At 72.8% G+C, this 22188-nt stretch carries 19 protein-coding genes and 1 pseudogene; 7 read left to right on the top strand and 13 right to left on the bottom strand.

Features of this window, described 5'->3' with window-relative positions; translation table 11 throughout:
- Positions 1-9: 9 nt before the first annotated feature.
- Positions 10-1638, bottom strand: a complete 1629-nt coding sequence (locus ACPWUT_RS09920) for an FAD-dependent oxidoreductase (RefSeq protein ID WP_284527726.1) — start codon at positions 1636-1638, stop codon at positions 10-12.
- Positions 1635-3575, bottom strand: a complete 1941-nt coding sequence (gene nhaA / locus ACPWUT_RS09915; RefSeq protein WP_425837105.1) for a Na+/H+ antiporter NhaA — start codon at positions 3573-3575, stop codon at positions 1635-1637. The genes ACPWUT_RS09920 and nhaA overlap by 4 nt, the downstream gene beginning before the upstream one ends.
- Positions 3576-3658: 83 nt before the next feature.
- On the opposite strand from nhaA, the gene ACPWUT_RS09910 reads away from it, so the two are divergent.
- Positions 3659-4141 carry a YbaK/EbsC family protein gene (locus tag ACPWUT_RS09910; protein ID WP_425837102.1) on the top strand — a complete coding sequence of 161 codons (483 nt, stop codon included), beginning with the start codon at positions 3659-3661 and terminating at the stop codon, positions 4139-4141.
- A gap of 97 nt (positions 4142-4238) precedes the next feature.
- Here ACPWUT_RS09910 and ACPWUT_RS09905 read toward each other — a convergent pair whose 3' ends face one another.
- Genes ACPWUT_RS09905 through ACPWUT_RS09890 form a run of 4 tightly spaced genes read right to left on the bottom strand, consistent with a single transcriptional unit; the run spans position 4239 to position 9443 of the window.
- A complete protein-coding gene (locus ACPWUT_RS09905; RefSeq protein WP_425837099.1) occupies positions 4239-6134 on the bottom strand; it encodes a glycogen debranching N-terminal domain-containing protein in 1896 nt (631 codons plus the stop codon).
- A complete protein-coding gene (locus tag ACPWUT_RS09900) occupies positions 6131-7042 on the bottom strand; it encodes a carbohydrate ABC transporter permease (RefSeq protein ID WP_425837096.1) in 912 nt (303 codons plus the stop codon). Before ACPWUT_RS09900 ends, ACPWUT_RS09905 begins: the two co-directional genes overlap by 4 nt.
- Positions 7039-8169 (bottom strand): carbohydrate ABC transporter permease, encoded by a 1131-nt coding sequence (locus ACPWUT_RS09895; RefSeq protein WP_425837093.1) that lies wholly within the window; start codon positions 8167-8169, stop codon positions 7039-7041. Before ACPWUT_RS09895 ends, ACPWUT_RS09900 begins: the two co-directional genes overlap by 4 nt.
- Before the next feature lie 5 nt (positions 8170-8174).
- Positions 8175-9443, bottom strand: coding sequence for a sugar ABC transporter substrate-binding protein (locus ACPWUT_RS09890; protein WP_425837090.1), 1269 nt, complete (start codon positions 9441-9443; stop codon positions 8175-8177).
- Positions 9444-9639: 196 nt separating this feature from the next.
- Here ACPWUT_RS09890 and ACPWUT_RS09885 point away from each other — a divergent pair, with 196 nt between their 5' ends.
- Complete coding sequence (locus ACPWUT_RS09885) at positions 9640-10641, top strand: LacI family DNA-binding transcriptional regulator (RefSeq protein WP_284527719.1); 1002 nt, start codon at positions 9640-9642, stop codon at positions 10639-10641.
- A 31-nt stretch (positions 10642-10672) separates the two neighbouring features.
- Here the strand turns inward: ACPWUT_RS09885 and ACPWUT_RS09880 are convergent, their stop codons facing one another.
- The gene (locus tag ACPWUT_RS09880; RefSeq protein WP_284527718.1) at positions 10673-11452 is read right to left on the bottom strand and encodes an IclR family transcriptional regulator; all 780 of its coding nucleotides are present in this window, start codon (positions 11450-11452) and stop codon (positions 10673-10675) included.
- A gap of 52 nt (positions 11453-11504) precedes the next feature.
- Between ACPWUT_RS09880 and hutH the strand changes: the two genes are divergently transcribed.
- From hutH to hutI, 3 genes are read left to right on the top strand one after another with little or no spacing between them, the layout of a single operon-like run.
- Positions 11505-13109, top strand: coding sequence for a histidine ammonia-lyase (gene hutH / locus ACPWUT_RS09875; RefSeq protein ID WP_425837085.1), 1605 nt, complete (start codon positions 11505-11507; stop codon positions 13107-13109).
- 19 nt (positions 13110-13128) lie between these two features.
- Complete coding sequence (hutU, locus tag ACPWUT_RS09870; RefSeq protein WP_425842253.1) at positions 13129-14823, top strand: urocanate hydratase; 1695 nt, start codon at positions 13129-13131, stop codon at positions 14821-14823.
- Positions 14820-16013, top strand: coding sequence for an imidazolonepropionase (hutI, locus tag ACPWUT_RS09865; protein WP_425837082.1), 1194 nt, complete (start codon positions 14820-14822; stop codon positions 16011-16013). The genes hutU and hutI overlap by 4 nt, the downstream gene beginning before the upstream one ends.
- A 31-nt stretch (positions 16014-16044) precedes the next feature.
- On the opposite strand, the gene ACPWUT_RS09860 is transcribed toward hutI, so the two are convergent.
- The 4 genes and pseudogenes from ACPWUT_RS09860 to ACPWUT_RS09845 form a co-directional block, all read right to left on the bottom strand.
- Positions 16045-16515 (bottom strand): SixA phosphatase family protein, encoded by a 471-nt coding sequence (locus ACPWUT_RS09860; protein ID WP_425837079.1) that lies wholly within the window; start codon positions 16513-16515, stop codon positions 16045-16047.
- Between the two features lie 257 nt (positions 16516-16772).
- A pseudogene (locus ACPWUT_RS09855) lies at positions 16773-17669 on the bottom strand (agmatinase family protein); the annotation flags it as partial.
- Positions 17669-18010: a gamma-glutamylcyclotransferase family protein gene (locus ACPWUT_RS09850; protein ID WP_284527713.1), complete on the bottom strand. Its 342-nt coding sequence runs from the start codon at positions 18008-18010 to the stop codon at positions 17669-17671. The gene ACPWUT_RS09850 and the pseudogene ACPWUT_RS09855, both read right to left, overlap by 1 nt.
- Positions 18011-18061: 51 nt before the next feature.
- A complete protein-coding gene (locus tag ACPWUT_RS09845) occupies positions 18062-19333 on the bottom strand; it encodes a DUF445 domain-containing protein (protein WP_284527712.1) in 1272 nt (423 codons plus the stop codon).
- Positions 19334-19428: 95 nt separating this feature from the next.
- Here ACPWUT_RS09845 and ACPWUT_RS09840 point away from each other — a divergent pair, with 95 nt between their 5' ends.
- Entirely contained in the window at positions 19429-19701 is a 273-nt protein-coding gene (locus ACPWUT_RS09840) for a metal-sensitive transcriptional regulator (RefSeq protein ID WP_284527711.1), read from the top strand.
- An 11-nt stretch (positions 19702-19712) separates the two neighbouring features.
- Here the strand turns inward: ACPWUT_RS09840 and ACPWUT_RS09835 are convergent, their stop codons facing one another.
- Positions 19713-20873 carry an acyl-CoA dehydrogenase family protein gene (locus ACPWUT_RS09835; protein WP_284527710.1) on the bottom strand — a complete coding sequence of 387 codons (1161 nt, stop codon included), beginning with the start codon at positions 20871-20873 and terminating at the stop codon, positions 19713-19715.
- A 67-nt stretch (positions 20874-20940) separates the two neighbouring features.
- Here ACPWUT_RS09835 and ACPWUT_RS09830 point away from each other — a divergent pair, with 67 nt between their 5' ends.
- On the top strand, positions 20941-21363 hold the full coding sequence (locus tag ACPWUT_RS09830; protein WP_284527709.1) for a pilus assembly protein CpaE: 423 nt from the start codon (positions 20941-20943) through the stop codon (positions 21361-21363).
- 42 nt (positions 21364-21405) lie between these two features.
- On the opposite strand, the gene ACPWUT_RS09825 is transcribed toward ACPWUT_RS09830, so the two are convergent.
- Positions 21406-22170 carry an alpha/beta fold hydrolase gene (locus ACPWUT_RS09825; RefSeq protein ID WP_425837072.1) on the bottom strand — a complete coding sequence of 255 codons (765 nt, stop codon included), beginning with the start codon at positions 22168-22170 and terminating at the stop codon, positions 21406-21408.
- Positions 22171-22188: the final 18 nt, after the last annotated feature.

The following is a 22188-nucleotide window of genomic DNA, read 5'->3' as shown; positions in this document are numbered from 1 at the left end:
CCCACCGGCTCAGCCGGCGAGGGCGCGGTGGACCGAGGCGACGGCGCTGGAGCCCTCGCCGACGGCGGCGGCGACGCGCTTCATCGAGCCGCGGCGGACGTCGCCCGCGGCGAAGACCCGGGGGATCGACGTCTCGAACGGCAGCGGCTCGCGGCCGAGGTGCTGCCACCGCTCGAGCGACTGCAGGCCGACGTCGGTGCCGGTGCGGATGAACCCCTCGGTGTCGCGGTCGAGCGTGGGCACCCACGAGGTGGCGGGATCGGCTCCGATGAAGCAGAACAGGCCGCGGGCATCGACCTCGCCCACGCTGTCGATGCGGACGCTCTCCAGCTCGGCGTCGCCGCCGAGGCCCACGACGTTCGAGCCGCGGTGGATGCGCACGCGCGGATCCTCGACGAGCCGGTCGACGAGGTACGAGGACATCCGGGCGCTCAGATCGGTGCCGCGCACGACGAGGTCGACGGGGCTGCCGTTGGCCGCGAGATACAGGGCGGCCTGCCCGGCGGAGTTCGCCCCGCCGACGACGACCACCGGCGCCCCGGTGACCTGCCGCAGTTCGAGCGGAGTGGCGGCGTAGTAGATGCCGGCGCGCTCGAAGTCGCTCCAGCGGTCCAGCGCCAGGCGGCGGTAGGCGGCGCCGGAGGTGATGACGGCGGCGCGGGCGCGGATGATGCGGCCGTCGGCGAGTGTGATGTCCAGCTCGGAGCCGCCGTCGACGGTGGCGAGTGAGACGGCCTCGCACGGTGCGTAGACCCGGACCCCGAACTTCAGCGCCTGGAGGGTGGCCTGGCCGATGAGGTCGCCGCCGCTGACCCCGAAGGGGAAGCCGAGGAAGTTCTCGATGCGCGAGGTCGCCGCCGCCTGGCCGCCGGGGGCGACGGCGTCCAGCAGCACGGTGCTGAGGCCTTCCGACGCGCCGTAGATGGCCGCCGCGAGGCCTGCGGGGCCGCCGCCGACGACCACGAGATCGACGACCTCGTCGGCGTTGGCCTGGTAGCTGAGCCCCAGCCGTTCGGCCACGGCGCCGGGCGTGGCACGGGGCATCGGCTCGCCCTGGATGAAGGCGAGGGGCAGGTTGTCCTCGGGGATGCTGTGGCCGACGAGGTACTCGATGCCGTCGGGCGGCACCGCGACGGCCACGTGCACGAGGTCGAGCCGCTCCGCGAATCGCCTCAGGGCCAGGAAGTCGCTCGAGGAGCTGAAGCCGACGAACTTGAGGGTCATCGCGGCGGGGCCGTTGCGCAGCGACTCCCGGCGTGCCCACAGCGCGTGGAGGATGAGGTCGCACAGGTCGTCGTCCTCGTTCATGAGCCGGCGCAGCTCGGCGCGCGTGATGCGACGCACGCGCCCGGGGCCGGTGGCCCGCGCCGACAGGAACGCGCCCTGGCCGTTGAGGAGCCCGAGCTCGCCCGCGAAGGTGCGGGGACCCATGCGTGAGATGACGACCTCATCGACCCACTTCAGCGCGTCGCGGACGATCTCGATCTCGCCCTCCTCGACGACGATGAGGTCGTAGTCGCTGTCGCCGGAGCGGAAGACGTAGTCGCCCTCGGCGACCTCCTCCGTCGTGCCGATCGCGGTCAGGCGGGCCCACTGATCGTCGGTCAGGGTGGGGGAGATGGTCTCGTCGGCGCTCACGTGTCCTCCGTCGCGGGCGGGGTGGTCGAGGGGGCGGCGGTGCCGGGACCTGCCGCGGTGCCGGCAGTGCCGTCCGGCGGGCGCGACGCGATCGTGACGGCCACCGGGGCCGGGCCGGCGGATGCCGCTGCGTCGTCGGCCGGCGACTGCAGCGCGCGGATGAGCGACTGCGCGTCGTACGGGCCGACGTGCCGGCGGCCGTTGACGAAGAAGGTGGGCACGGAGGTGATGTGCATCGCCTCTGCGTCGAGCATGTCGTCGCGCACGCGTCCGGTCACCTCGGCCGACTCGAGGTCGCGCTCGAACTTCTCGACGTCGAGCCCGAGCGACGCCGCGAGCCGCACGATGTCCGAGGGCAGCTGGTGCTCCTGGTCGGCGAACAGGCCGCGCTCGAACTCGAAGAACTTGCCCTGCAGCGACGCCGCCTCGGCGGCCTCGGCGCCCGCGAGCGCGTTCGGGTGCTGGGTCGTGAGCGGCGCGTGACGCCAGACGTAGCGCAGGTCGCCGTCGAGCTCGCGGATGACCTCCTGGATCGACCCCGACGCCTTCAGGCAGAACTCGCACTGGAAGTCGCCGTACTCGACGATCGTGTACGGCGCGTCGATCGGACCCCACACGTGGTCGCGCCGCGGATCGACCGGGCGGGCGAGGGTCTGCCCCGTCTCGATGTCGCCGCGGACGGCGTCCGAGATCCGGAAGATGATCGTCGCGAGGACGAAGGCGAGGACGGAGGCGGCGAGCACGCCGACGCGGGCCTCGTTCTGCGCCGCTTCGTCGTCGATCGCGAGGTCGATGATGAACAGCGAGATCGTGAAGCCGATGCCGCTGAGCGCGGCGCCGCCGGCGATGCGGTCGAGGGTGAGCCCCGGGCCGAACTCGCCGAGGCGCAACCGCTTGAGGAGGGCGGTGGAGCCGAAGATGCCGAGGAACTTCCCGGCGACCAGGCCCACCACGATGCCCCACGTGAGCGGAGACCGGGCGGCCGCGGCGAGGATCTCGCCGTTCACCACGACGCCGGCGTTGGCGAGGGCGAACAGCGGCAGGATCACGTAGGCCACATACGGCGCGTACGCCGACTGGAGGCGCTCGTTGATCGAGATGGACTCGCGGAGGCTGTTGGCGGCGGCGCGGGCGTACTCGGTGTTGGGCGACTGGCGGAAGGTCCGGGCCAGCTCGAGCGCGTGCTCGACGTCGCGGCGGTTCGGGCGGTAGACGGGGACCAGGAGGGCGATGGCCACCCCCGCGAGGGTCGGGTGCACCCCGGAGGCGAGGAAGGAGAGCCAGACGATGATCGCGAGCGTCGCATACACCGGCCCACGGCCGCTGCGGAGGTACCGGGTCGCGTACACGCCCGCGAGTCCGATCGCGGCGACGATGAGCGGCATCGGGGTGAAGGTGTCGGTGTAGACGAGCGCGATGATCGTCAAGGCGCCGATGTCGTCGACGACGGCGAGGGCCAGCAGGAAGATCCGCAGGCGCCCAGGGATGCGCGGGCCGACGAGCGCCAGGGCGCCGACGAGGAAGGCCGTGTCGGTGGAGATCACCACGCCCCACGCGTCGGCGTGGCCGGAGGGGGCGGCGATGAGGACGAAGAGGAGCGCGGGGAGGGCGAGCCCGGCGATCGAGGCGAGGACGGGCACCATGGCGCGCGACCAGCTGGTCAGCTCGCCGATCGCGAACTCCCGCCGCACCTCGAGCCCGACCGTGAAGAAGAAGATCGCCATGAGCGCGTCGTTCACGAGCGCGTGCAGGGTGAAGTCGAGCCGGAGGTCGTTGACCCCGATGCTGAGGTGGGTCTCCCACAGCGTCTCGTAGGACCCGTGGGAGACGTTGGCCCAGACGATCGCCGCCACGGTCGCCAGCAGGAGCAGGAGCGCGCCGATGCGGTTCTGGCCCATGGCGCGGATGCGGGAGGCGATGGAGGGGCGTGCGGCCATACGTGCGGATTCCTTCGGTGGGGTCGGACTCAGTCTCCACCCCCTCGGGGCGAAGCGTCCAGCGTTCGCTCTAGGCTGACGGCATGACGACGCCCGCCGAGCTCCACCCGCGCAGCCGCCTGGTCCACGACGCTCTCCGCGCCGCGGGGATCGACGGGGAGATCGTGGTGCTCCCGGACGCCGCCTCGACGGCGGCGCTGGCTGCCGCCGCACTCGGCGTGGAGGTCGGCGCCATCGCGAACAGTCTGGTGTTCTGGTCCGACGGCGCCCCGCTTCTCGTGATGACCAGCGGCGCGCACCGCGTCGACACCGCCGCGCTCGCCGAGCGGCTGGGGCGAGGCGGGATCGTGCGCGCGACGGTCGATCAGGTCCGCGAGGCCACCGGTCAGGCGATCGGCGGCGTGGCGCCCACCGGTCATCCCTCGCCGCTTCCCACCGTCGTCGACGAGGCGCTCGCCGCCTTCCCGGAGATCTGGGCCGCCGGCGGCACGCCGCACACCGTCTTCCCGCTCACGTTCGACGAGCTGGTGCGGCTGACCGGCGGGACCGTCGCACGCGTGGACTGAGCGTTTCGTCTCGCTGCGCTCGCTCAACGACCGGGGTCCGCGGGCGGTCCGGTCGTCGAGCGAGGGAGCGGAGCGACCGAGACGAAACGGCACGGCCTCAGCCGCGCAGAATCTGCCACGCGGTGACGGCGGCGGCGGCCGACCACGCCTGCGGGCGACACGCCGCCGGATACGGCGCGGGAGCGCGCACCTCGGATGCCGCGTCGCCCGCGTGCAGCTCGGGCACCCGGTAGTCGAACGCCTCGGCCGCCGCGAGCAGTCCCGTCACGAGCGCGCGCGCCTCGGTCGTGCGACCCGCCAGCGCCATGCCGCGCGCGACGATGGCGGTGTCGTGCGTCCAGACACTGCCGCCGTGGTAGCTGAGCGGCCAGTAGCCCGCGGCGCCGGTCGACAGGGTCCGCAGGCCGAACCCCGACGACATCGGGGGAGCCACCATGAGCGCGGCGATCGCCTGCTCTTCCGCGGGCTCCAGGATTCCGGTGCCGAGCAGGTGCCCCGCGTTCGAGGTGAGGGTGTCGACGGCGCGGCCGTCCCGGTCGAGGGCGATGGCCGGGTAGCGGCCCTCGGGGGTGGTGACCCAGAACCGCTCGGCGAAGCGGCGTTTCAGGCCCGCGGCCCACGCGCGCAGCGCCTCGCCGCCCGCGCGCCCGAAGCGGTCGAGCAGGTCGGCGCCGCCGAGAGCGGCCTCGTAGGCGTAGCCCTGGACCTCGCTGAGGGCGATCGGGCCGTCGGCGAGCCGGCCGTCGCGCCACTGGATCGAGTCGCCCGAGTCCTTCCAGCCCTGGTTCGACAGGCCGTGGCCCGTCTCGTCGACGTAATCCAGGAATCCGTCCTCGCCGGCGCTCTCGACGATCCACGCCAGCGCGCGCTCCAGCGCAGGGAGCAGCTCCTCCACCTCGCCGTCCGGCATGCCGAGCCGCGCCGCATCGGCCAGGAGACACACCCACAGCGGGGTCGCATCGACCGTGCCGTAGTACAGCGGCGGGAGCTCGATCCCCTCGCCGGGCATCGAGAGGGTGTCCGACCGCAGCTCGTGCATGATCTTGCCGGGCTGCTCGGCCGTCGCGGGCGTCGTCGCGGTTCCCTGGAGGCGCGCGAGGACGCGGAGCGTGGACGCCGCGATCGAGCGGTCGACGGGCAGCATGAGGCGCGCGGCCCAGAGGGAGTCGCGCCCGAAGAGGGTGAAGAACCACGGGGCCCCGGCGGCGTAGAAGACGTCGTCCGGGTGGTCCGGGAGTGCCAGGCGCAGGGCCTCCAGGTCGCCGAGGGCCTGGGTCAGCCACCGGCCGAGGCGCGGGTCGGCGGATGCGGGTGCGGGCGGCACGCTCCACGGCGCCGGGTCGGCGACGCCGCGCACGACCAGCGACGGGTCGTGCAGCGCGACCGTCCACGCGACCTCGGCGACGCCGCGTGCGGGCACCTCGAGCGTCCACGCGACGCGCAGGTCGTCCGCCGCGACGGTGACCTCGCCGTCCGGGGCCGTCAGCGTGAGGTCCGCCGCGCCGCGGCGCACGACCACCGCGCCCGGCGCGTCGGTGTCGGCGGTCCACCCGCCGGGCGCGGGCGCCCCCGCCTTGACCTCCTGCAGAGGGGAGAAGTCGGGGGTCACGGCGACGCGCAGTGCCAGCCGCAGCGGCGCGTCGAGGTGGGAGCGCACGGTCAGCGTCTCGGAGACCGTGCCGTCGGCGACCCGGCGCACGCGCTCCAGCCGGACCTTCGGATCGGGCCACCGGTCGTCGACGCCCCGCAGCAGCGCGTCGAAGCGCACCTCGGTCGCGGCCGGGACGCTCGCGCGCACCCATTCCGGCCGCACCTCGAGCCCCTCCGCGTCGAGGTAGCGGAGCTCCACCCCGCGGATGAACCTCGTGTCGCCGTGGTAGACGCCGTCGATCGGCGCGGCGCCCATGTCGCCGTCCGCTCCCGACCACGTCTGCGTGGGGGCGCTGAGCGCCACCACCCGATCCGACAGGAACGGCTGGAGTCCGTCCGTCATCCCTTCACTGCTCCTTCGCTGGTGTTCATGATGCGTTTCTGGAAGATGAAGAAGAGGACCGCGACCGGGATCGTCATGATCGCCGCCGCCGCGAGCTTCAGCGGGTACTGCGTGCCCTGACTGAGCTGTCCCGATGCGAGCGAGGCCACGCCCTTGGTCAGGGTGGTGAGCTCGGGCGACTGGGTCGCCACGATGAAGTGGCTGAGCTCGTTCCACGATCCCTGGAAGGACAGGATGATGATCGTCACGAGCGCGGGCCGCGCCATCGGCAGGACGATCGACCAGAAGACGCGGAACGTGCCGGCTCCGTCGATGCGCGCCTGCTCCTCGACCGAGGCCGGGATCGACTCGAAGAAGTTCTTCATGATGAACACGCCCGCGGCGTCGACCAGCAGCGGCAGCACCATGCCCGTGTAGGAGTCGTAGATGCCGATCTGGTTGAGCACGAGGAACTTCGGGATGAGCAGGACGACCGCCGGCACCGCCATGACGCCCACCACCATCGCGAAGACGAATCCGCGACCCCGGAAGTGCAGCCGGGCGAGGGCGTAGCCGGCGAGCGAGACGAAGAAGACGCGCCCGAGGGTCACGAGGATCGTCACGACCGCGGAGTTGGCGAACCACAGCGGGAAGTCGCTGTTGAGGAACAGGCGCTCGTACGCGGCGATCGAGAACGTCTGCGGCAGCAGCGAGATCGGGTTGGACGCCGCCTCCTGCTCGGTCTTGAACGAGGTCGCCACCTGCACGAGGAACGGGTAGATGTAGACGACCGCGAGCAGGACGATCATCGCGTAGAGCAGGACCTGACCGGCTGCGCTTCGCAGGGTGAAGCGACGCCGGCGCCGCGACGGTGCGGGGGCCGGTTCGGCGGGAGGCGTCGTGGCGCGCGCGAGGGTGGTGTCGGTCACGCGGTGGCCCCCTTCCGGTAGGTGGCGCTCTGGTAGGCGCGGATGCGACGGCGCGAGACCGGACGGTCCCGCAGCACCCACCGCTGGAAGAGCGTGAACGTGATGATGATGAGGAAGAGGATGAAGGCGATCGCCGCACCCACGCCCCAGTCGTTCTCGCGGAACGCGGCCGTGTAGGACAGATACGCCGGTGTCATCGTCGTCTTGGCGGGGTCGCCCTTGGTCCCGGTGTAGATCTGGTCGAACACCTGCCAGCAGCCGATGAGCCCCAGGGTCACGACGGTGAAGATCGTCGGTCGCAGCTGGGGGAGGGTGATCCGCCAGAACCGCTGCCACGCGCTCGCGCCGTCCATCATCGCCGCCTCGGTCAGCTCGTAGCCGACGTTCTGCAGCGCCGCGATGAACAGCAGCATGAACGTGCCGCTCGTCGTGAACACCGCCATCAGCATGAGCGCGAACATCGCGACGGAGGGGCCGGCGAGCCAGTCCCACCACGACAGGCCGAGTGCGGTGTTCTGGGTCAGGGCGTCGGGGCCGCTGGTGATGCCGAACGCGCCGAGCGCCAGGTGCACGAGCCCGGTCGGCTCGCGGAACCAGTTCGGTCCCTCGCCGCCGAACCAGGCGATGATCCCGTTGACGGGCCCGGCGAACGAGAACAGGAAGAGCCACAGCACTGTGATCGCGACCGAGCTCGTCACCGAGGGGAAGTAGAAGGCGGTGCGGAAGAAGCCGCGTGCACGGAGCATGCGGCGGCTGACGAGCACCGCGAGGAAGAGGGCGAGCGCGGTCTGCAGCGGCACGACGAGCAGCACGTACCAGGCGTTGTTGCGCAGCGCCGTGCCGAAGTCGCGCGTCGCGAGACCGCCGGTGGTGATCGTCGCGTAGTTGTCGAGACCGACGAACGAGACGTTCGAGGAGAGGGGGCTGCCGCGCCCCGACCAGTCGGAGAAGCTGACCCAGAGGGCCATGAGCACCGGCACGAACAGGAACGTGCCGAGGATGAGGATGACGGGCGAGACGAACAGCCAGCCCGCGCCGGCCTCCCCCCGGTGCGTCCCGCCGGAGCGGGGCGACCGAGTGGAGGCCGGACGGGTGGATGCCGCGGCCGGCGTGACGGGCGCGGTCATGTCCGTCAGCCGACGATGGCCTCGAGGTTCGACTGCACCGAGTCGAGGATGGCCTTGGGGTCACCCGTCTTCAGCGAGCCGAGCTGGGCGTTGAAGTCGGTGACGACGTCGGCCGACCCCTTGTTCGTGGGGACGCCCTGTGCGTACGCCGAGCCGTCGAGGAAGGCGACGAGGCCGGGGTTGTCGGCCTTCCACTGGTCGGCGGCGGACTGCACCGACGGCATGGGGCCGAAGGCCTCGGAGAACGCCAGCTGCTGCTCGGCGCTCGTCAGGTACTCGACGAGCTCGAGGGCGGCCTGCTGGTTCGGGCTGTCGGCGGCCATGCCCCAGCAGTTGGTGAACTGCAGCGTGCCCTGACCGGCGGGGCCGGCCGGCAGCTCCACGACGAGCGGCTCGACATCGGGGTAGTCGCCGAGGGCGCCGGTGATCCAGTTGCCCTCGATCGTCATCGCGCCGAGCTCCTTGCCGAACGCCTCGCCGCCCCAGCCGGCGCCCACATCCGCCGCGTAGGCGAACGTGCCGTCCTTCAGGTGCTCCTGCACGTAGCCGAGCGCCTCGACGTTCGCGTCGCTGTTGGCCTCGGCGGTGGTGCCGTCCTCGGAGACGAGGCGCCCGCCGGCCTGGGCCATGAACGCTCCGATGCGCGCGTACTCGCCGCCGAAGACGAGGCCGGTGGTGTCGCCGGTCGTGAGCTTCTCGGCGACGGAGGCGAGCTCCTCCCAGGTGGTCGGGATGTCCGCCTCGGTGAGGCCCGCCTCCTCCCACAGGCCCTGGTTGATGATCAGCTGCAGCGTCGAGAAGTCCTTCGGCGCGCAGTAGAAGGTGCCGTCGTAGGTGAAGTTGGCCACGAGCGACTCGTAGAAGTCGTCCTTATTGGGCAGGAGGTCGCCGTAGGGCTGCAGCGATCCGTTGTCGGCGTAGGCCGCCAGCTGGTCGGTGGACTGGTAGAACAGGTCCGGCGGGGAGCCGGCCGCGAAGCCCTGCGCGAGCTGCTCGCTGAGGTTGGTCGCCGCGACGACCTCCGCGTCGACGCCGGACTCCGCCGACCAGGCGGCCACCGCATCCTGCACGGCCTTGGTCTCAGCGTCGCCGCTGGAGCCGATCATGATCGTCAGGGCGTCGTCGGACGACGTCAGGCTGCCGGCGTCGCCCCCCGCCGATCCCGACGGGTCGGGGGTCTCGCTGAATCCCTGGCCGCAGCCGGTGAGGGTCAGCGCGGCGACGACCGCGAGCCCTCCCGTCGCGAGCAGCGTCCGTGCTGTGTGTCGCTTCATCGCATCTCCTTCGAAACGGTGTGGAACCCTCACAGGGTTACACGGCTTGAACGTTCATATTCGTGCCAGCGCACTTCTTTGATCGTTCAAATTGTGGAATGCTTGACAAGATAAGGCGTCGTCGCCCCCTCCGTCAAGACCGTCCGTCCAGACCGCGGACGACCGCCCTCCTCCGACCGACGACGACCAGGAGACGATGAACAGGCCCGCCACCATCGAGGACGTCGCCCTCGCCGCCGGAGTGTCCCGGCAGACGGTCAGCAACGTCCTCAATTCGCCCGCGATCGTGCGCGAGCAGACGCGCGAGCGCGTGCAGGCGGCCATCCAGCGCCTGGGCTACGCGCCGCACGCCTCGGCGCGCCGGCTGCGGACGCGCCGAAGCTCGACGATCGGCATCCACCTCGATCCCTATGCCGGCGGCATCTCGGGGGTCGTCCTGGACCGCTTCGTCCACGCCCTCACGGAGCACGCGGGCGAGCGGGGGCTGCGCGTGACGCTGTATGCCGCGCGCTCGCCCGAGGAGGAGATCCGGAAGATGGCCGACCTCCGCGACGGCGGCGACATCGACGGCGTGGTCATCACGGGCACCTTCCACGGCGATCCGCGCACGACCTGGCTGATCGAGCGGGGCGTGCCCTTCGTCTCGTTCGGTCGCCCGTGGGGAGTCGACGACGTCGCCGATCCCGCCCATCTGTGGGTCGACGTCGACGGCGCAGCCGGGACCGCGGCCGCCACGCGTCACGCGCTCGCGACCGCCGGGCCCCGGGTGGCGTTCCTGGGGTGGCCCGAAGGATCGGGGACCGGGGACGACCGCGAGCGCGGCTGGCGGGAGAGCCTTCCGGCGGGGGCGGAGGCCGTGCGCCTCGTCTGCGAGGAGAACGTCGCGCGGGCGCGCGGCGTGGTCTCCGAGGCGCTGGCGTCGCAGACGATCGACGCACTGGTCTGCGTCAGCGACTCGCTGGCCGTCGGCGCCCACCTCGCCGCGGTCGCCGCCGGGTGCCCCTCGCTGCCGATCGTCGGTTTCGACAACACCCCCGCCGCCGAGGCGCTGGGGCTGTCGAGCGTCGAGCAGCTGCCGGAGCGCGTCGCGACGGGGGCGCTCGACCTCCTCATGGGGGATGCCGGCGCCGTGTCGCTGCGCAGCCCCACCCCCGGCCGCGCGCACGTGCTCGTGGAGCCGCGCCTCATCGTCCGCTGATCCCGCACCCGTCGCCCGTGCGGCGGGTCGATCACCGCCGGCCGATCCGACGCGACAGCTCGCGCGCCGCCTCACCGGCCAGCGCGGCGAGCTGATCCGCGTCCCGGTCGGCATCGTCGGGCCAGGTGACGGCGATCGCCGCCGCGGGCCAGCCGGTGTGGTCGAGCACGGGAGCACCCACCGAGCGCAGGCCGATCGTCACCTCGCCGTCCTCGGTGGCGTAGCCGCGCTCCCGGCTGCCGCGCAGCAGGTCGCGAAGCTCGCTCGGCCGTCCCGGCCCCCGGCCGGTGCGGTCCGAGAACGCCGCGGCATCGGGATAGAGCGCGCGCACCTGCTCGCGGGGAAGATGCGCGAGCATCGCGCGCCCGGTGGCGGTCAGATGGGCGGGAAGGCGCACGCCGACGTCGGTGACGAGGGCGGGGCGACGCGGCGCGCGCTCCTCGACGATGTACAGCACGTCGCGTCCGGTCATCACCGCCAGATGGGCGCTCTCGCCGGTGCGGTCGGCGAGAGCGGCCACGAGCGGACGTCCGAGCCGCGCGAGCGGCTCCTGCCGGGTGTAGCCGCCGGCCAGTTCGAAGGCGGCGGTTCCGAGCCCCCACCGACGGTCGGGCTCGAGGTGCACGACGAACCCGTGCCGCGCCATGGCGCCCAGCAGGTGGTAGATCGTGGACCGGGGGATCGCCAGCTGCTCCGCGATGGTCCGGGCGGCGACGGGGCCGCGCTGGCGGGCGAGGAAAGACAGCACGCGCAGCGTCTGGTCTGCGGCCGGCACCTGCGGGCGGTCGGAACTGTCTGGGATCACAGACACAGGATGACAGAAGTCGCTGGTGATCGGCTCTGGAGGCGAGTGGAATCGGGTCATGGCCTCCGCTGTCCCCACCGTCGCCCGCACAGATGCCCTCCCCGCCGTCACGGTGGGGGCGCGGCCGCTCACGATCGACGAGGTCGTCGCGGTCGCGCGGCACGACGCCCGCGTGCGCCTCGCGCCCGAGGCCCTCGACCGCGTCGCGCGCAGCCGGGCGCTCGTCGAACGTCTCGCGGACGACCCCGAGCCCCACTACGGCATCTCCACCGGCTTCGGCGCGCTCGCGACGACGTTCATCGCCCCCGAGCGCCGCCGGCAGCTGCAGGCGAGCCTCATCCGCTCCCACGCGGCGGGCACCGGAGCAGAAGTGGAGCGCGAGGTCGTGCGCGCCCTCATGCTCCTGCGGCTCCAGACGCTCGCCTCCGGGCACACCGGCGTCCGGCCCGTGGTCGTCGAGACGTACGCGCAGATGCTCGACGAGGGCATCACCCCGATCGTGCGCGAGTACGGCTCGCTCGGCTGCTCGGGCGACCTGGCACCGCTCTCGCACGTCGCGCTGGCGGCCCTCGGCGAGGGCGAGGTGCGCCTCCCCGGCCTCCCCGATCCCGTCCCCGCCGCCGACGCGCTCGCCGCCGCCGGCATCGCCCCGCTCCTGCTGGAGGAGAAGGAGGGGCTCGCGCTCATCAACGGCACCGACGGCATGCTGGGCATGCTCGCCCTCGCCCTCCACGACCTCGACGCGCTCCTGGTCACCGCCGACGCGGCGGCCGCGCTGTCGATCGAGTCCCAGCTCGGCACCGACGCCGTCTTCGCCGCCGACCTCATGGCGCTGCGACCCCAGCTCGGCCAGGCCGCGTCGGCGGCGAACCTGCGGGCGTTCCTCGCGGGGTCGCCGATCGTCGCCAGCCACCGCGACCCCGCCGTCTGCACGCGCGTCCAGGACGCCTACTCGCTGCGGTGCTCGCCCCAGGTGCACGGCGCCGCGCGCGACACGATCGATCATGCGCGCGCCATCGCGGGCCGCGAACTGGCATCCGTCGTGGACAACCCCGTGATCACCGAAGACGGACGGGTCGAGTCCAACGGCAACTTCCACGGCGCCCCGGTCGCCTACGTGCTCGACTTCCTCGCCATCGCGGTCGCCGACGTGGCGTCGATCTCGGAGCGCCGCACCGACCGTGCCCTCGACCGCTCGCGCAGCCACGGGCTGCCGCCGTTCCTCGCCGACGAGGTGGGCGTCGACTCCGGCCTCATGATCGCGCAGTACGCGGCGGCCGGCATCGTGTCGGAGCTCAAGCGCCTCGCGGTCCCCGCGTCGGTCGACTCGATCCCGTCGTCGGCGATGCAGGAGGACCACGTGTCGATGGGCTGGTCGGCGGCGCGCAAGCTGCGCCGCGGCATCGACGGGCTCGCGCGGGTGCTGGCGATCGAGGTGATCACCGGCTGCCGCGCCCTCGACCTGCGCGCCCCGCTGCAGCCGGGCCCGGTGACGGGCGCGGTGCGCGCCCTGGTGCGCCGATCGGTCGCGGGCCCCGGGCCCGACCGCGTCGTGTCGCCCGAGCTCGAGGCTGTCACCGGGCTCGTGCTCGCGGGGGAGATCGCCCGCACCGCCGTCGCTGCCAGCGATCCGGCGTTCACGACTCCGGAAGACCCGGCCTGAAACCGAGGAGGAACACATGATGTCGTCGCATGGTGCCGAAGATTCCGGAGTTGCGAACGCGCGGGGCCCGGTCCGCGCTGCGCGCGGCGCCGACCTCACCGCCAAGAGCTGGGGCGCCGAGGCGGCCAAGCGGATGCTGATGAACAACCTCGACCCCGAGGTCGCCGAGCACCCCGAGGACCTCGTGGTCTACGGCGGCACCGGCCGGGCCGCCCGGTCGTGGGAGGCGTTCGACGCGATCGTGCGCACGCTCGACGAGCTCGAGCCGGATGAGACCCTGCTCGTGCAGTCGGGCAAGCCCGTCGGCGTGTTCCGCACGCACGAGTGGGCTCCGCGGGTGCTGATCGCGAACTCCAACCTCGTCGGTGACTGGGCGACCTGGCCGGAGTTCCGCAGGCTCGAGCAGCTCGGCCTGACGATGTACGGGCAGATGACGGCCGGATCGTGGATCTACATCGGCACCCAGGGGATCCTCCAGGGCACGTACGAGACGTTCGCGGCCGTGGCCCGATCGCTCGGGAGGGAGTCGCTCGCAGGCACGCTCACCCTGACCGGGGGAGCGGGGGGAATGGGCGGCGCCCAGCCGCTGGCGGTCACCCTCAACGACGGAGCGGTCATCGTCGTGGACGTCGACGAGTCGCGGCTCGCGCGCCGGGTGGAGCACGGCTACCTCGACGAGTACACCACCGACCTCGACGCCGCGGTGGAACGGGCGCTGGCGGCCAAGGCCGCCGGCCGGCCGCTCAGCGTCGGCGTCGTCGGGAATGCCGCCGACGTCTTCCCCGAGCTGCTGCGACGTCAGCACGCCGGCACGATCGACATCGACATCGTCACCGACCAGACGAGTGCGCACGATCCGCTCGCGTATCTGCCGAGCGAGATCCCCTTCGCGCAGTGGCGGAGCGAGGCGCTGCGCGATCCCGAGGGCTTCACCGACCGCGCCCGGTCGTCGATGGCGCGTCAGGTGGCGGCGATGGTGGGCTTCCAGGACGCCGGAGCGGCGGTCTTCGACTACGGCAACTCGATCCGCCGCGAGGCAGAGCTCGGCGGATGCGAACGGGCGTTCGCCTTCCCGGGATTCGTGCCCGCCTACATCCGTCCGCTGTTCGCCGAGGGCCGCGGGCCGTTCCGCTGGGTGGCCCTGTCGGGCGATCCGGAGGACATCGCGAAGACGGACCGCGCCGTCGCCGAGCTGTTCCCCGACGATGCGCCGCTGCGTCGCTGGCTCGACAAGGCCGGTCGCACCGTCCACTTCGAGGGACTGCCGGCGCGGATCTGCTGGCTCGGCTACAAGGAGCGCCATCTCGCCGGGCTCAGGTTCAACGAGATGGTCGCCTCCGGCGAGCTGTCGGGCCCCATCGTCATCGGCCGCGATCACCTCGACGCCGGCTCGGTCGCCTCGCCCTACCGAGAGACGGAGGCGATGGCCGACGGCTCGGACGCGATCGCCGACTGGCCGCTGCTGAACGCCCTGCTCAACACCGCGTCGGGTGCGTCGTGGGTCTCGATCCACCACGGCGGCGGCGTCGGCATCGGCCGCTCGATCCACGCGGGGCAGGTGATCGTCGCCGACGGCACGGAGCTCGCCGCCGAGAAGATCGAGCGGGTGCTGACGAACGATCCCGGCACGGGTGTGATGAGGCACGTCGACGCCGGCTACGAGCGGGCCGCAGAGGTCGCCCGGGAGCGCGGGCTGAAAGTGCCGATGCTGTGAGCGCGCTGCTGCTGACCGGGATCGGCGAGCTGACGACGAACGTCGTGGGCCTCGGTGACGACCCCTCCGACGCGCTCGGCACGATCGCGGACGCCGCACTGCTGATCGACGGCGGTCGGATCGTCTGGGCCGGCCCCGCGTCGGCCCTCGAGGCGGCCTCGTCGGACGCCCGGCCCGAGGTCGTCGACCTGGCCGGGGCCGCGGTCATCCCGGGGTTCGTCGACAGCCACACCCACCTCGTCTTCGGCGGCGACCGGGCCGACGAGTTCGAGGCGCGGATGACGGGGACGCCGTATGCGGCAGGCGGCATACGGCGCACCGTGGCGGCGACCCGTGCCGCCGACGAGGACGTCCTGCGCGCGAGGCTGGCGGGCTTCGTCGCCGAGCTCCATGACCAGGGGACGACGACCTTCGAGGTGAAGACCGGCTACGACCTCACCGTCGACGGCGAGGCACGGAGCGCGCGCTTGGCGGCGGAGGTGACCGAGGAGGTCACCTTCCTCGGGGCGCACGTCGTCCCGCCCGAGTTCGCGGAGGACCGCGAGGCCTACGTCGACCTCGTGTGCGGGCCCATGCTCGACGCGGTCCGCCCCTTCGTGCGGTGGATCGACGTGTTCTGCGAGACCGGGGCCTTCACCCCGGCCGAGACCGAGCGCATCCTCGCCGCGGGGGCGGCGGCCGGACTTCCCGCCCGGCTGCACGGCAACCAGCTCGGCGAAGGCGCGGGGGCCGCGCTGGCCGTCGCGCACGCCGCGGCCTCCGTCGACCACTGCACGTACCTGACGGATGCCGACGTGGCGGCTCTCGCCGGTTCCGACACGGTCGCGACGCTCCTGCCCGGTGTGGAGTTCTCCACCCGTCATCCGTACCCGGACGCGCGGCGGCTGATCGATGCCGGCGTCACGGTCGCCCTCGCCAGCGACTGCAATCCCGGGTCGAGCTTCACGAGCTCGATGCCGCTGATGATCGCCCTCGCCGTCCGCGAGATGGGGATGACGCCCGCCGAGGCGGTGTGGGCGGCCACCGCCGGGGGAGCACGGGCTCTCCGCCGGGACGACGTCGGACGCCTGGGCGCCGGTGCGCGTGCGGACCTCGTCGTGCTCGGCGCGCCGACGCGCGTGCACCTGGCCTACCGCCCCGGGGTCCCGCTCGTGCGCGAGGTGTATCGGGACGGCGAGAGGATCCGCTAGAGCCGGCTGCCGGCCGACGGGCCGGGACGGGTCAGCGGGGGCTGTCGAAGGACCACGACGCCGGGTCGACGGAGGTGGCGACATCCCAGTCGTCGGTGTCCCAGGTGAACACGGCCACGGCGCAGGTCGGCATCGCGCCGATGTCGCCGTTCGACAGCGCGTCGGCGAGCACCGACATCCCGGGATCGTGCGCGACGACCATCACCTGCCGTGCGCCGCTGGTGGCGGCGGCGGACAGGAGCGTGCGCGCCGGCGCGCCGTACAGCTCCGGGCGCTCCTGAGCGGGCACGCCGAGCGCCTCCGCGAAGAAGCCGGCGGTCGTCCGGGCCCGCAGCGCCGTGGAGGTGAGGAGGGCCTCGGGCCGGAAGCCGGTCTGCGCCAGGCGCGCCGCGAGCACCGGCGCGTCACGACGTCCGCGATCGTTGAGCGGACGGTCGTGGTCGTCCAGTCCGGGGTCGCCCCAGTCGCTCTTGGCGTGCCGCACGAGCGCCAGGGTGATCACCGATGCTCCTCCTCGGAACGGTCCTCGTCTTCCTGCCCCGCCTGATCGAGCGGTGCCGGCCCCGCGGGCCACGGCTCCGGCTCGGAATCGTCCGGCGGCGCCCACTCCGATCCGGGCGCACCGCCGGAAGGCGCGTCGTCCGCGTCGCTCGTGCTCTCGGAGGCGTCGTGACCATGTGCGTCGTCCGCGTCGCTCGCCGCGTCGGACGCGCGCGGCGCGTCGACCGTGGGCGCGGGACCGCTCTGCCGGCCCACGGCGCGTCCGGCCAGTCCCGTCAGCATCTCCAGGACGCACAGGGCCGCCAGCCGCACGGTCCGCCCGTCGGGCGCGTCGGCCTCGGCGTCCACCTCGACGATGTCGGCCGAGCGCACGCGCGGGTCGACGGTCAGCGCGCGCACCAGGGCGCGCAGCTCCCACGCGGCCAGGCCGCCGGGAAGCGAGGAGGGGCAGGCCGGGGCGACCGACCGGTCGCAGACGTCCACGTCGACGTCGAGGTGGATGACCGCGCCGTCGCCGGCGCCCGCGATCTCCAGCGCCTGTGCGACGACGTCGTCCATCCCGCGGCGGCTGAGCTCGTCGAGGGTGACGACCGTGATCCCGAGTTCGGCGGCGCGATGGGCGTAGGCGGCGGAGTTCGCGAAGTCCGCGATGCCGATCTGCACGATGCGCCGCGGATCGAGTCCGTCCTCGATGAGGCGGCGCACGGGCGAGCCGTTGGAGATCCCGTCGCGCAGGTCGAAGTGCGCGTCGATCGTGATGAGCCCGGTCGCCTTCGCGCCCTGGGCCGCGGCGTAGGTCACCGAGTTGTCGCCGCCGAGGGTGACGACCAGCGCCGCGGAGGCGAGCTCGCGCACGCGGGCGCGCAGGCGCTCCTCGCCCTCGGGCCCGTCGGGATCGTCGACGTCGCCGGCGTCGGCGATGCGGAGGATGTCGGTGAGGTCGAGCGCAGGCGGACCGACCAGGGTGGGGCTGAATCGCCGCAGCGCCGCACGGACGGCGGTCGGCGTCGCGTGCGCGCCCGTCGGAGACAGCGAGGTGCGGAAGGCGGGCGCGCCGACGAGGACCGCGTCGGAGGAGCCCTCCCAGGCCGGCCAGTGACCGGCACGCGGCCACAGCGGGTCGGTGGGAAGCGTGGTGTCTGGTGCGTTCGTCATCAGCCGACGTAGACCCAGGCCGTGCGTCCGCTCGCCAGAGTGACGGAGGTGCGGCGATAGAGCGACACCTCGTACTCGTCGGCGGCGTCGAGTTCTTCGGAAGTGATGTGCAGCACCTTTCCCATGACTTTGTCGACGGGGTTCCCCGTCGCGCGGAGGACGGGGTGCACCGACAGGCCCGAGACGTCGACGACGCGCGCGTCCTCGATCTCGGCGTAGTCGATGGTGTACCCGGGCAGGACGTCGGAGTCGCCGGCGACCACGCGCCCGAACGTGTCGAGCTGCACCTCGGCGAACTGCAGCGTGCCGTAGGTGAACAGGAGCTCGGTCGCGTCTGCCACGGTTTCAGGCTACCCCGGGGCCGCGGCGGGGGCGACGTGACGAGCCGGTGCTCAGCCGAGGAAGGCGTGGGCGATCGCGAAGATCGCCACTCCGGCCAGGGCGCCGACGACGGTGCCGTTGAGGCGGATGTACTGCAGGTCGCGGCCGACCATGAGCTCGATCTTCTCGGTCGTCTCCGCCGGGTCCCACTTCTCGACCGTGTCGGTGATGATCGAGGCGATGTCGTGACGGTAACGGCCCACCAGGAAGACGGCGGCGTCGGTGATGCGGTCGTCGACGCGCTGCTGCAGCGCGGGGTCGGCCGACAGCCGCCCGCCGATCTCGGCGAGCGCCTCGGTGGCGCGGCGGCGCAGCCCGCTCGCCGGGTCCTCGAGGGCGCGCAGCAGGCCCGCCTTGGCGGTGTTCCACGCCTCTGCGGCGAGCTGACGCACGCGCGGGCTGTCGAAGACGGCGCTCTTGGCATCCTCCAGGCGCCCGATCGTCTCGGGGTCGTGCTGCAGGTTGTCGGCCAGCCGCGCGAGGTAGCGGTCGATGGCCGCCCGAGCCGGGTGGGCGGGATCGGCCTGCACCGCGGCGACGAACTTCACGGCCTCGTTGTACACGGTGTCGTCGACCAGACGCATGGCGACCGAGGGGACCCAGGAGGGCAGCCGGCGGGAGACCAGGCCCGTGAAGGACTCGCGCCCCGTCTCGAGCCACAGGGCGATGCTGTCGAAGGCGAGGTCGACGGCGCCGCGGTGGGCGTCGGCGTCGACGACGCGGTCGAGCCAGGCCCCGACCGTCGGCCCCCACTCGGGGCTCAGCAGATGCTCGCGCGCGAGGTCTCCGATGAGGTCCTGCACCTCGTCGTCGCTGAGCGCCCGGAGGATCCCGGTGGCCATCGCCGCACCCTCGGCGGCGACGCGCTCGGCGTTGTCCGGCACCCGCAGCCAGTCGCCGGCCTTGGCGGCGATGGCGGTCGACTGCAGCTTCTCGCGCACGACGTCGCCGTCGAGGAAGTTGGTCTCGACGAACTCGCCGAGGCTCCGGCCGATCTCGTCCTTGCGGCGCGGGATGATCGCGGTGTGCGGGATCGGGATCCCGAGGGGGTGGCGGAACAGGGCCGTGACGGCGAACCAGTCCGCCAGGGCGCCGACCATCCCGCCCTCGGCGGCGGCGCGGACGTACGACAGCCACGGGTACCGGTCCTCGAGCGCGAACGCGACGACGAAGAGCACCGCCATGAACACGAGCGCTCCGAGGGCCACGCCCTTCATGATCCGCAGGCCGCGGCGCCGCTCCTGGTCTGCAGGGCTCAGCAGCGACGTCGGGGTGCGGACCATCCCGCTATGTTCGCACGCGCACGGCCGCCGCGGGAACGACGGCGCGCGGGACTGCCGCCGGAACCGCACCCCCGCGCGCGGCGTATTCTGGCGGCGTGATCGATGACATCCAGAAGCGCGCCCTGCACCGCACGAGCATCCTCGAGGGCCAGATCCGCGGCCTCGCCCGGATGATCGAGAACGAGGACTACTGCATGGACATCATCGGCCAGTCGCGTGCCATCCAGAAGGCCCTCGCGTCGCTCGACAAGCTCCTCATCGAGAATCACCTGCGCACCCACGTCGCCCACATGTTCGAGAGCGGGGGAGCGGAGCGCGAGCAGGCCGTCGCCGAGCTGCTGAAGGCGTACGACTTCGAGGGGCGCTGACGCCGCGGCGCTCAGGCCTCCAGCGGACCGAGCCAGGCGCCGGCGACCGTGCTGTGCGCCGACTCCGGGTCGGACGGGTGGAACATCCCGGCCAGCACGTCGCGGTAGAGCCGGCTGAGCTCGTTGCGCGTGAAGTAGGACGACCCGCCGGCCACCAGCATCGCCTCGTCGACGACCTGCTTGGCGGTCGTCACCGCGCGGTGCTTGACGCCGCTGAGCTTGGCGAACCAGAGCCCGCCGTGGTCGGCGCGCTCGTCGACGTCGCGGCTCAGGGACTCGATCTGGGGGAGCAGGGCGTCGTAGGCGAGGGCCATGTCGGCGATGCGCCAGCGGATGTCGGGGTCCTGGGCGTATGACCGGCCCGTCCGCTTGGACGTGCGCGACTTCGCCGCCTCGACCGCGAGGTCGAGCGCCCGCCGGGCGATACCCGTGTAGACCGAGGCCAGCAGCAGCTCGAACACGCTGAAGATCCCGAAGACGAGCGGATCGGGCTGCGGCCCCGGCGCGATGCGCCGCACGACCCGGTCCGGTGCGGCCACCGCGCCGTGGAGCTCGGTGGTGCGGGACTGCGTGCCGCGCATGCCGACGGTGTCCCAGTCGTCGCGGGTCACGACGGCCTCGGTGCGGGGGACGAAGGCGTAGACCATCTGCGGGCCGTCGGGGCTCGTCGTGTCGAGGCCGTGCAGGCCGAGCTGGGTCCACACCGGCGCGAGCGAGGTGAAGATCTTCGTGCCGGTGAACGCGTACCCGCCGTCGGGCAGCGGTTCGGCGACGGTGTCGCTCCCGAACAGCACGAGGTCGTTGCCGGCCTCGCTGATGCCGAAGGCGAAGACCTCGCCCGCGGCCGCGCCTTCCTGCACGAAGCGGAGCGTGTCGATCCCGCGGTCGGCGAGCACCTTCGCGACCCCGGTCCACACGAGGTGCATGTTGATCGCCAGGGCCGTCGCCGGCGCCGCCGTCGCCAGCCGCTGCTGGAGGACGGACACCTCGGCCAGGCCCAGTCCCGCCCCGCCGAGGTCTGCGGGCACCAGTGCCGCGAGGTACCCGGTGGTCCGCAGCTCGGCGAGGTCGGCGTCGGGGAAGACGTTGCCCGCGTCGACGGACGCGGCGCGGGAGCGGATGCGCTCCAGGAGATCGTCGGGCAGGAGGTCGGTGGGGTCGAACGTCGTCACCGTTCCATTCTGCTCCCGCGGAGGGAGCACGGCCCCGCCTCCGTCGCGCGCGGGAGAGGATGGTCGCATGATCTCGACCGACCTCGCCCTGGCTCTGCGCGACGCGGGCCTCGTCTGGCATCCGGCCTCGGGGGACCGCTTCCAGCTGGACGAGCCCGAGTTCGAGGCCGACGTCTTCACCGTGAGCGAGATGACCATCGAGCCGCGGTCCTACCCGACCGGCACGATCCTCGCGTTCAACGGCACCACCGAGTGGGCGCTGGACTCCGTCGCCCTCGAGGACGCGCTGTGGCTGCCCCGTGAGGATCAGCTGCGCGAGCTGCTCCGCGGCGCCTTCCGCTCGCTCCACCGTCTCGCCGACACGCACGTGGTCGAGATCGCGCTGCGCCGCGATCAGGGATCGGCCGAGGAGCTGCACCGGTTCGAGCACCCGCAGCCCGAGGACGCCTATGCGCTCGCCGTCCTCGCGCTCTTGGCGCGCATCGCCTGATCCCGCCCGGCGTCCGCCGAGGGGTCGTCAGCCGAGGGCCCGTCAGCCGAGCGCGGCGAACAGCTGGCGGATCGTCTCCTCGGGGGCGTCGCGGTGCGGTGAGTGGCCCGCGCCCGCGACGACCGACATCGTGACGACCGGGTTGCGGCGCACCTGCGCAGCGAGCTCACCGGTGAACAGCGAGTACACGGCCGGGTCGGCGCCCAGCACGTGGGTGGGCACGGTCAGCCGCGCCGCGTCGTCCCGGACGTCCCACGGCGTGTTCTGCGCCCCGGTCTGCTCGACGGCCCATCGGCTCGCCTGCTGGGCGGCGAGCGACTTGAGCTCGATGTCCTGCGGGTGCCAGTGCGGGTGCTCGGCGCGCACCGCCGCCTGCGAAGTGTCGGCGAAGGCCTGCTCCTGGCTGGCCGTGACCGCCTCGCGATCGGCGTCGACGAGATGGATGCCCGGATCGACCAGCACGAGCCGCCGGGTCCAGGCCGGGTCCTGCGCGCTCGCGACGGTCGCTGCGGCACCCCCGAGGGAGTGCCCGATCACGAGGTCCCAGCCGCTCCCGCCGTCGCGCCGCTGCGGCGCGGTGCCGTGCACGTCGGCGGCGTACGCGCCGATCGTGTAGTCCAGCGCGCGGGGCGCGGTGCCGTGCCCGCGGAGGTCGACCGCCGTCGCGTACCAGCCGGCGTCCGCGAGCGCGGTCCCGAAGCGCCACATGAGGGCGCCGCTGGAGCCGAGGCCGTGGATCAGCAGCGCGTGCCGCGGGGCGTCGGGCGAGCCCCAGGCGAGGCGGGGCAGGGTGAGGGCAGCGGGCATGCGCCCAGCCTAGGACCG

Origin of the sequence: Microbacterium sp. PA5 (assembly GCF_049860775.1) — a bacterium.
Taxonomy (GTDB): Bacteria; Actinomycetota; Actinomycetes; order Actinomycetales; family Microbacteriaceae; genus Microbacterium.
The sequence above is the reverse complement of the archived record's forward strand: the minus strand, read 5'-3'. Positions and strand labels throughout refer to the sequence as shown.

Coding starts and splice junctions, on each gene's coding strand:
- nhaA (WP_425837105.1), bottom strand. CDS start 3,575: ATGGCCGCACGCCCCTCCATCGCCTCCCGCATCCGCGCCATGGGCCAG.
- ACPWUT_RS09910 (WP_425837102.1), top strand. CDS start 3,659: ATGACGACGCCCGCCGAGCTCCACCCGCGCAGCCGCCTGGTCCACGAC.
- ACPWUT_RS09905 (WP_425837099.1), bottom strand. CDS start 6,134: ATGACGGACGGACTCCAGCCGTTCCTGTCGGATCGGGTGGTGGCGCTC.
- ACPWUT_RS09895 (WP_425837093.1), bottom strand. CDS start 8,169: ATGACCGCGCCCGTCACGCCGGCCGCGGCATCCACCCGTCCGGCCTCC.
- ACPWUT_RS09890 (WP_425837090.1), bottom strand. CDS start 9,443: ATGAAGCGACACACAGCACGGACGCTGCTCGCGACGGGAGGGCTCGCG.
- ACPWUT_RS09885 (WP_284527719.1), top strand. CDS start 9,640: ATGAACAGGCCCGCCACCATCGAGGACGTCGCCCTCGCCGCCGGAGTG.
- hutH (WP_425837085.1), top strand. CDS start 11,505: ATGGCCTCCGCTGTCCCCACCGTCGCCCGCACAGATGCCCTCCCCGCC.
- hutU (WP_425842253.1), top strand. CDS start 13,129: ATGTCGTCGCATGGTGCCGAAGATTCCGGAGTTGCGAACGCGCGGGGC.
- ACPWUT_RS09845 (WP_284527712.1), bottom strand. CDS start 19,333: ATGGTCCGCACCCCGACGTCGCTGCTGAGCCCTGCAGACCAGGAGCGG.
- ACPWUT_RS09830 (WP_284527709.1), top strand. CDS start 20,941: ATGATCTCGACCGACCTCGCCCTGGCTCTGCGCGACGCGGGCCTCGTC.
- ACPWUT_RS09825 (WP_425837072.1), bottom strand. CDS start 22,170: ATGCCCGCTGCCCTCACCCTGCCCCGCCTCGCCTGGGGCTCGCCCGAC.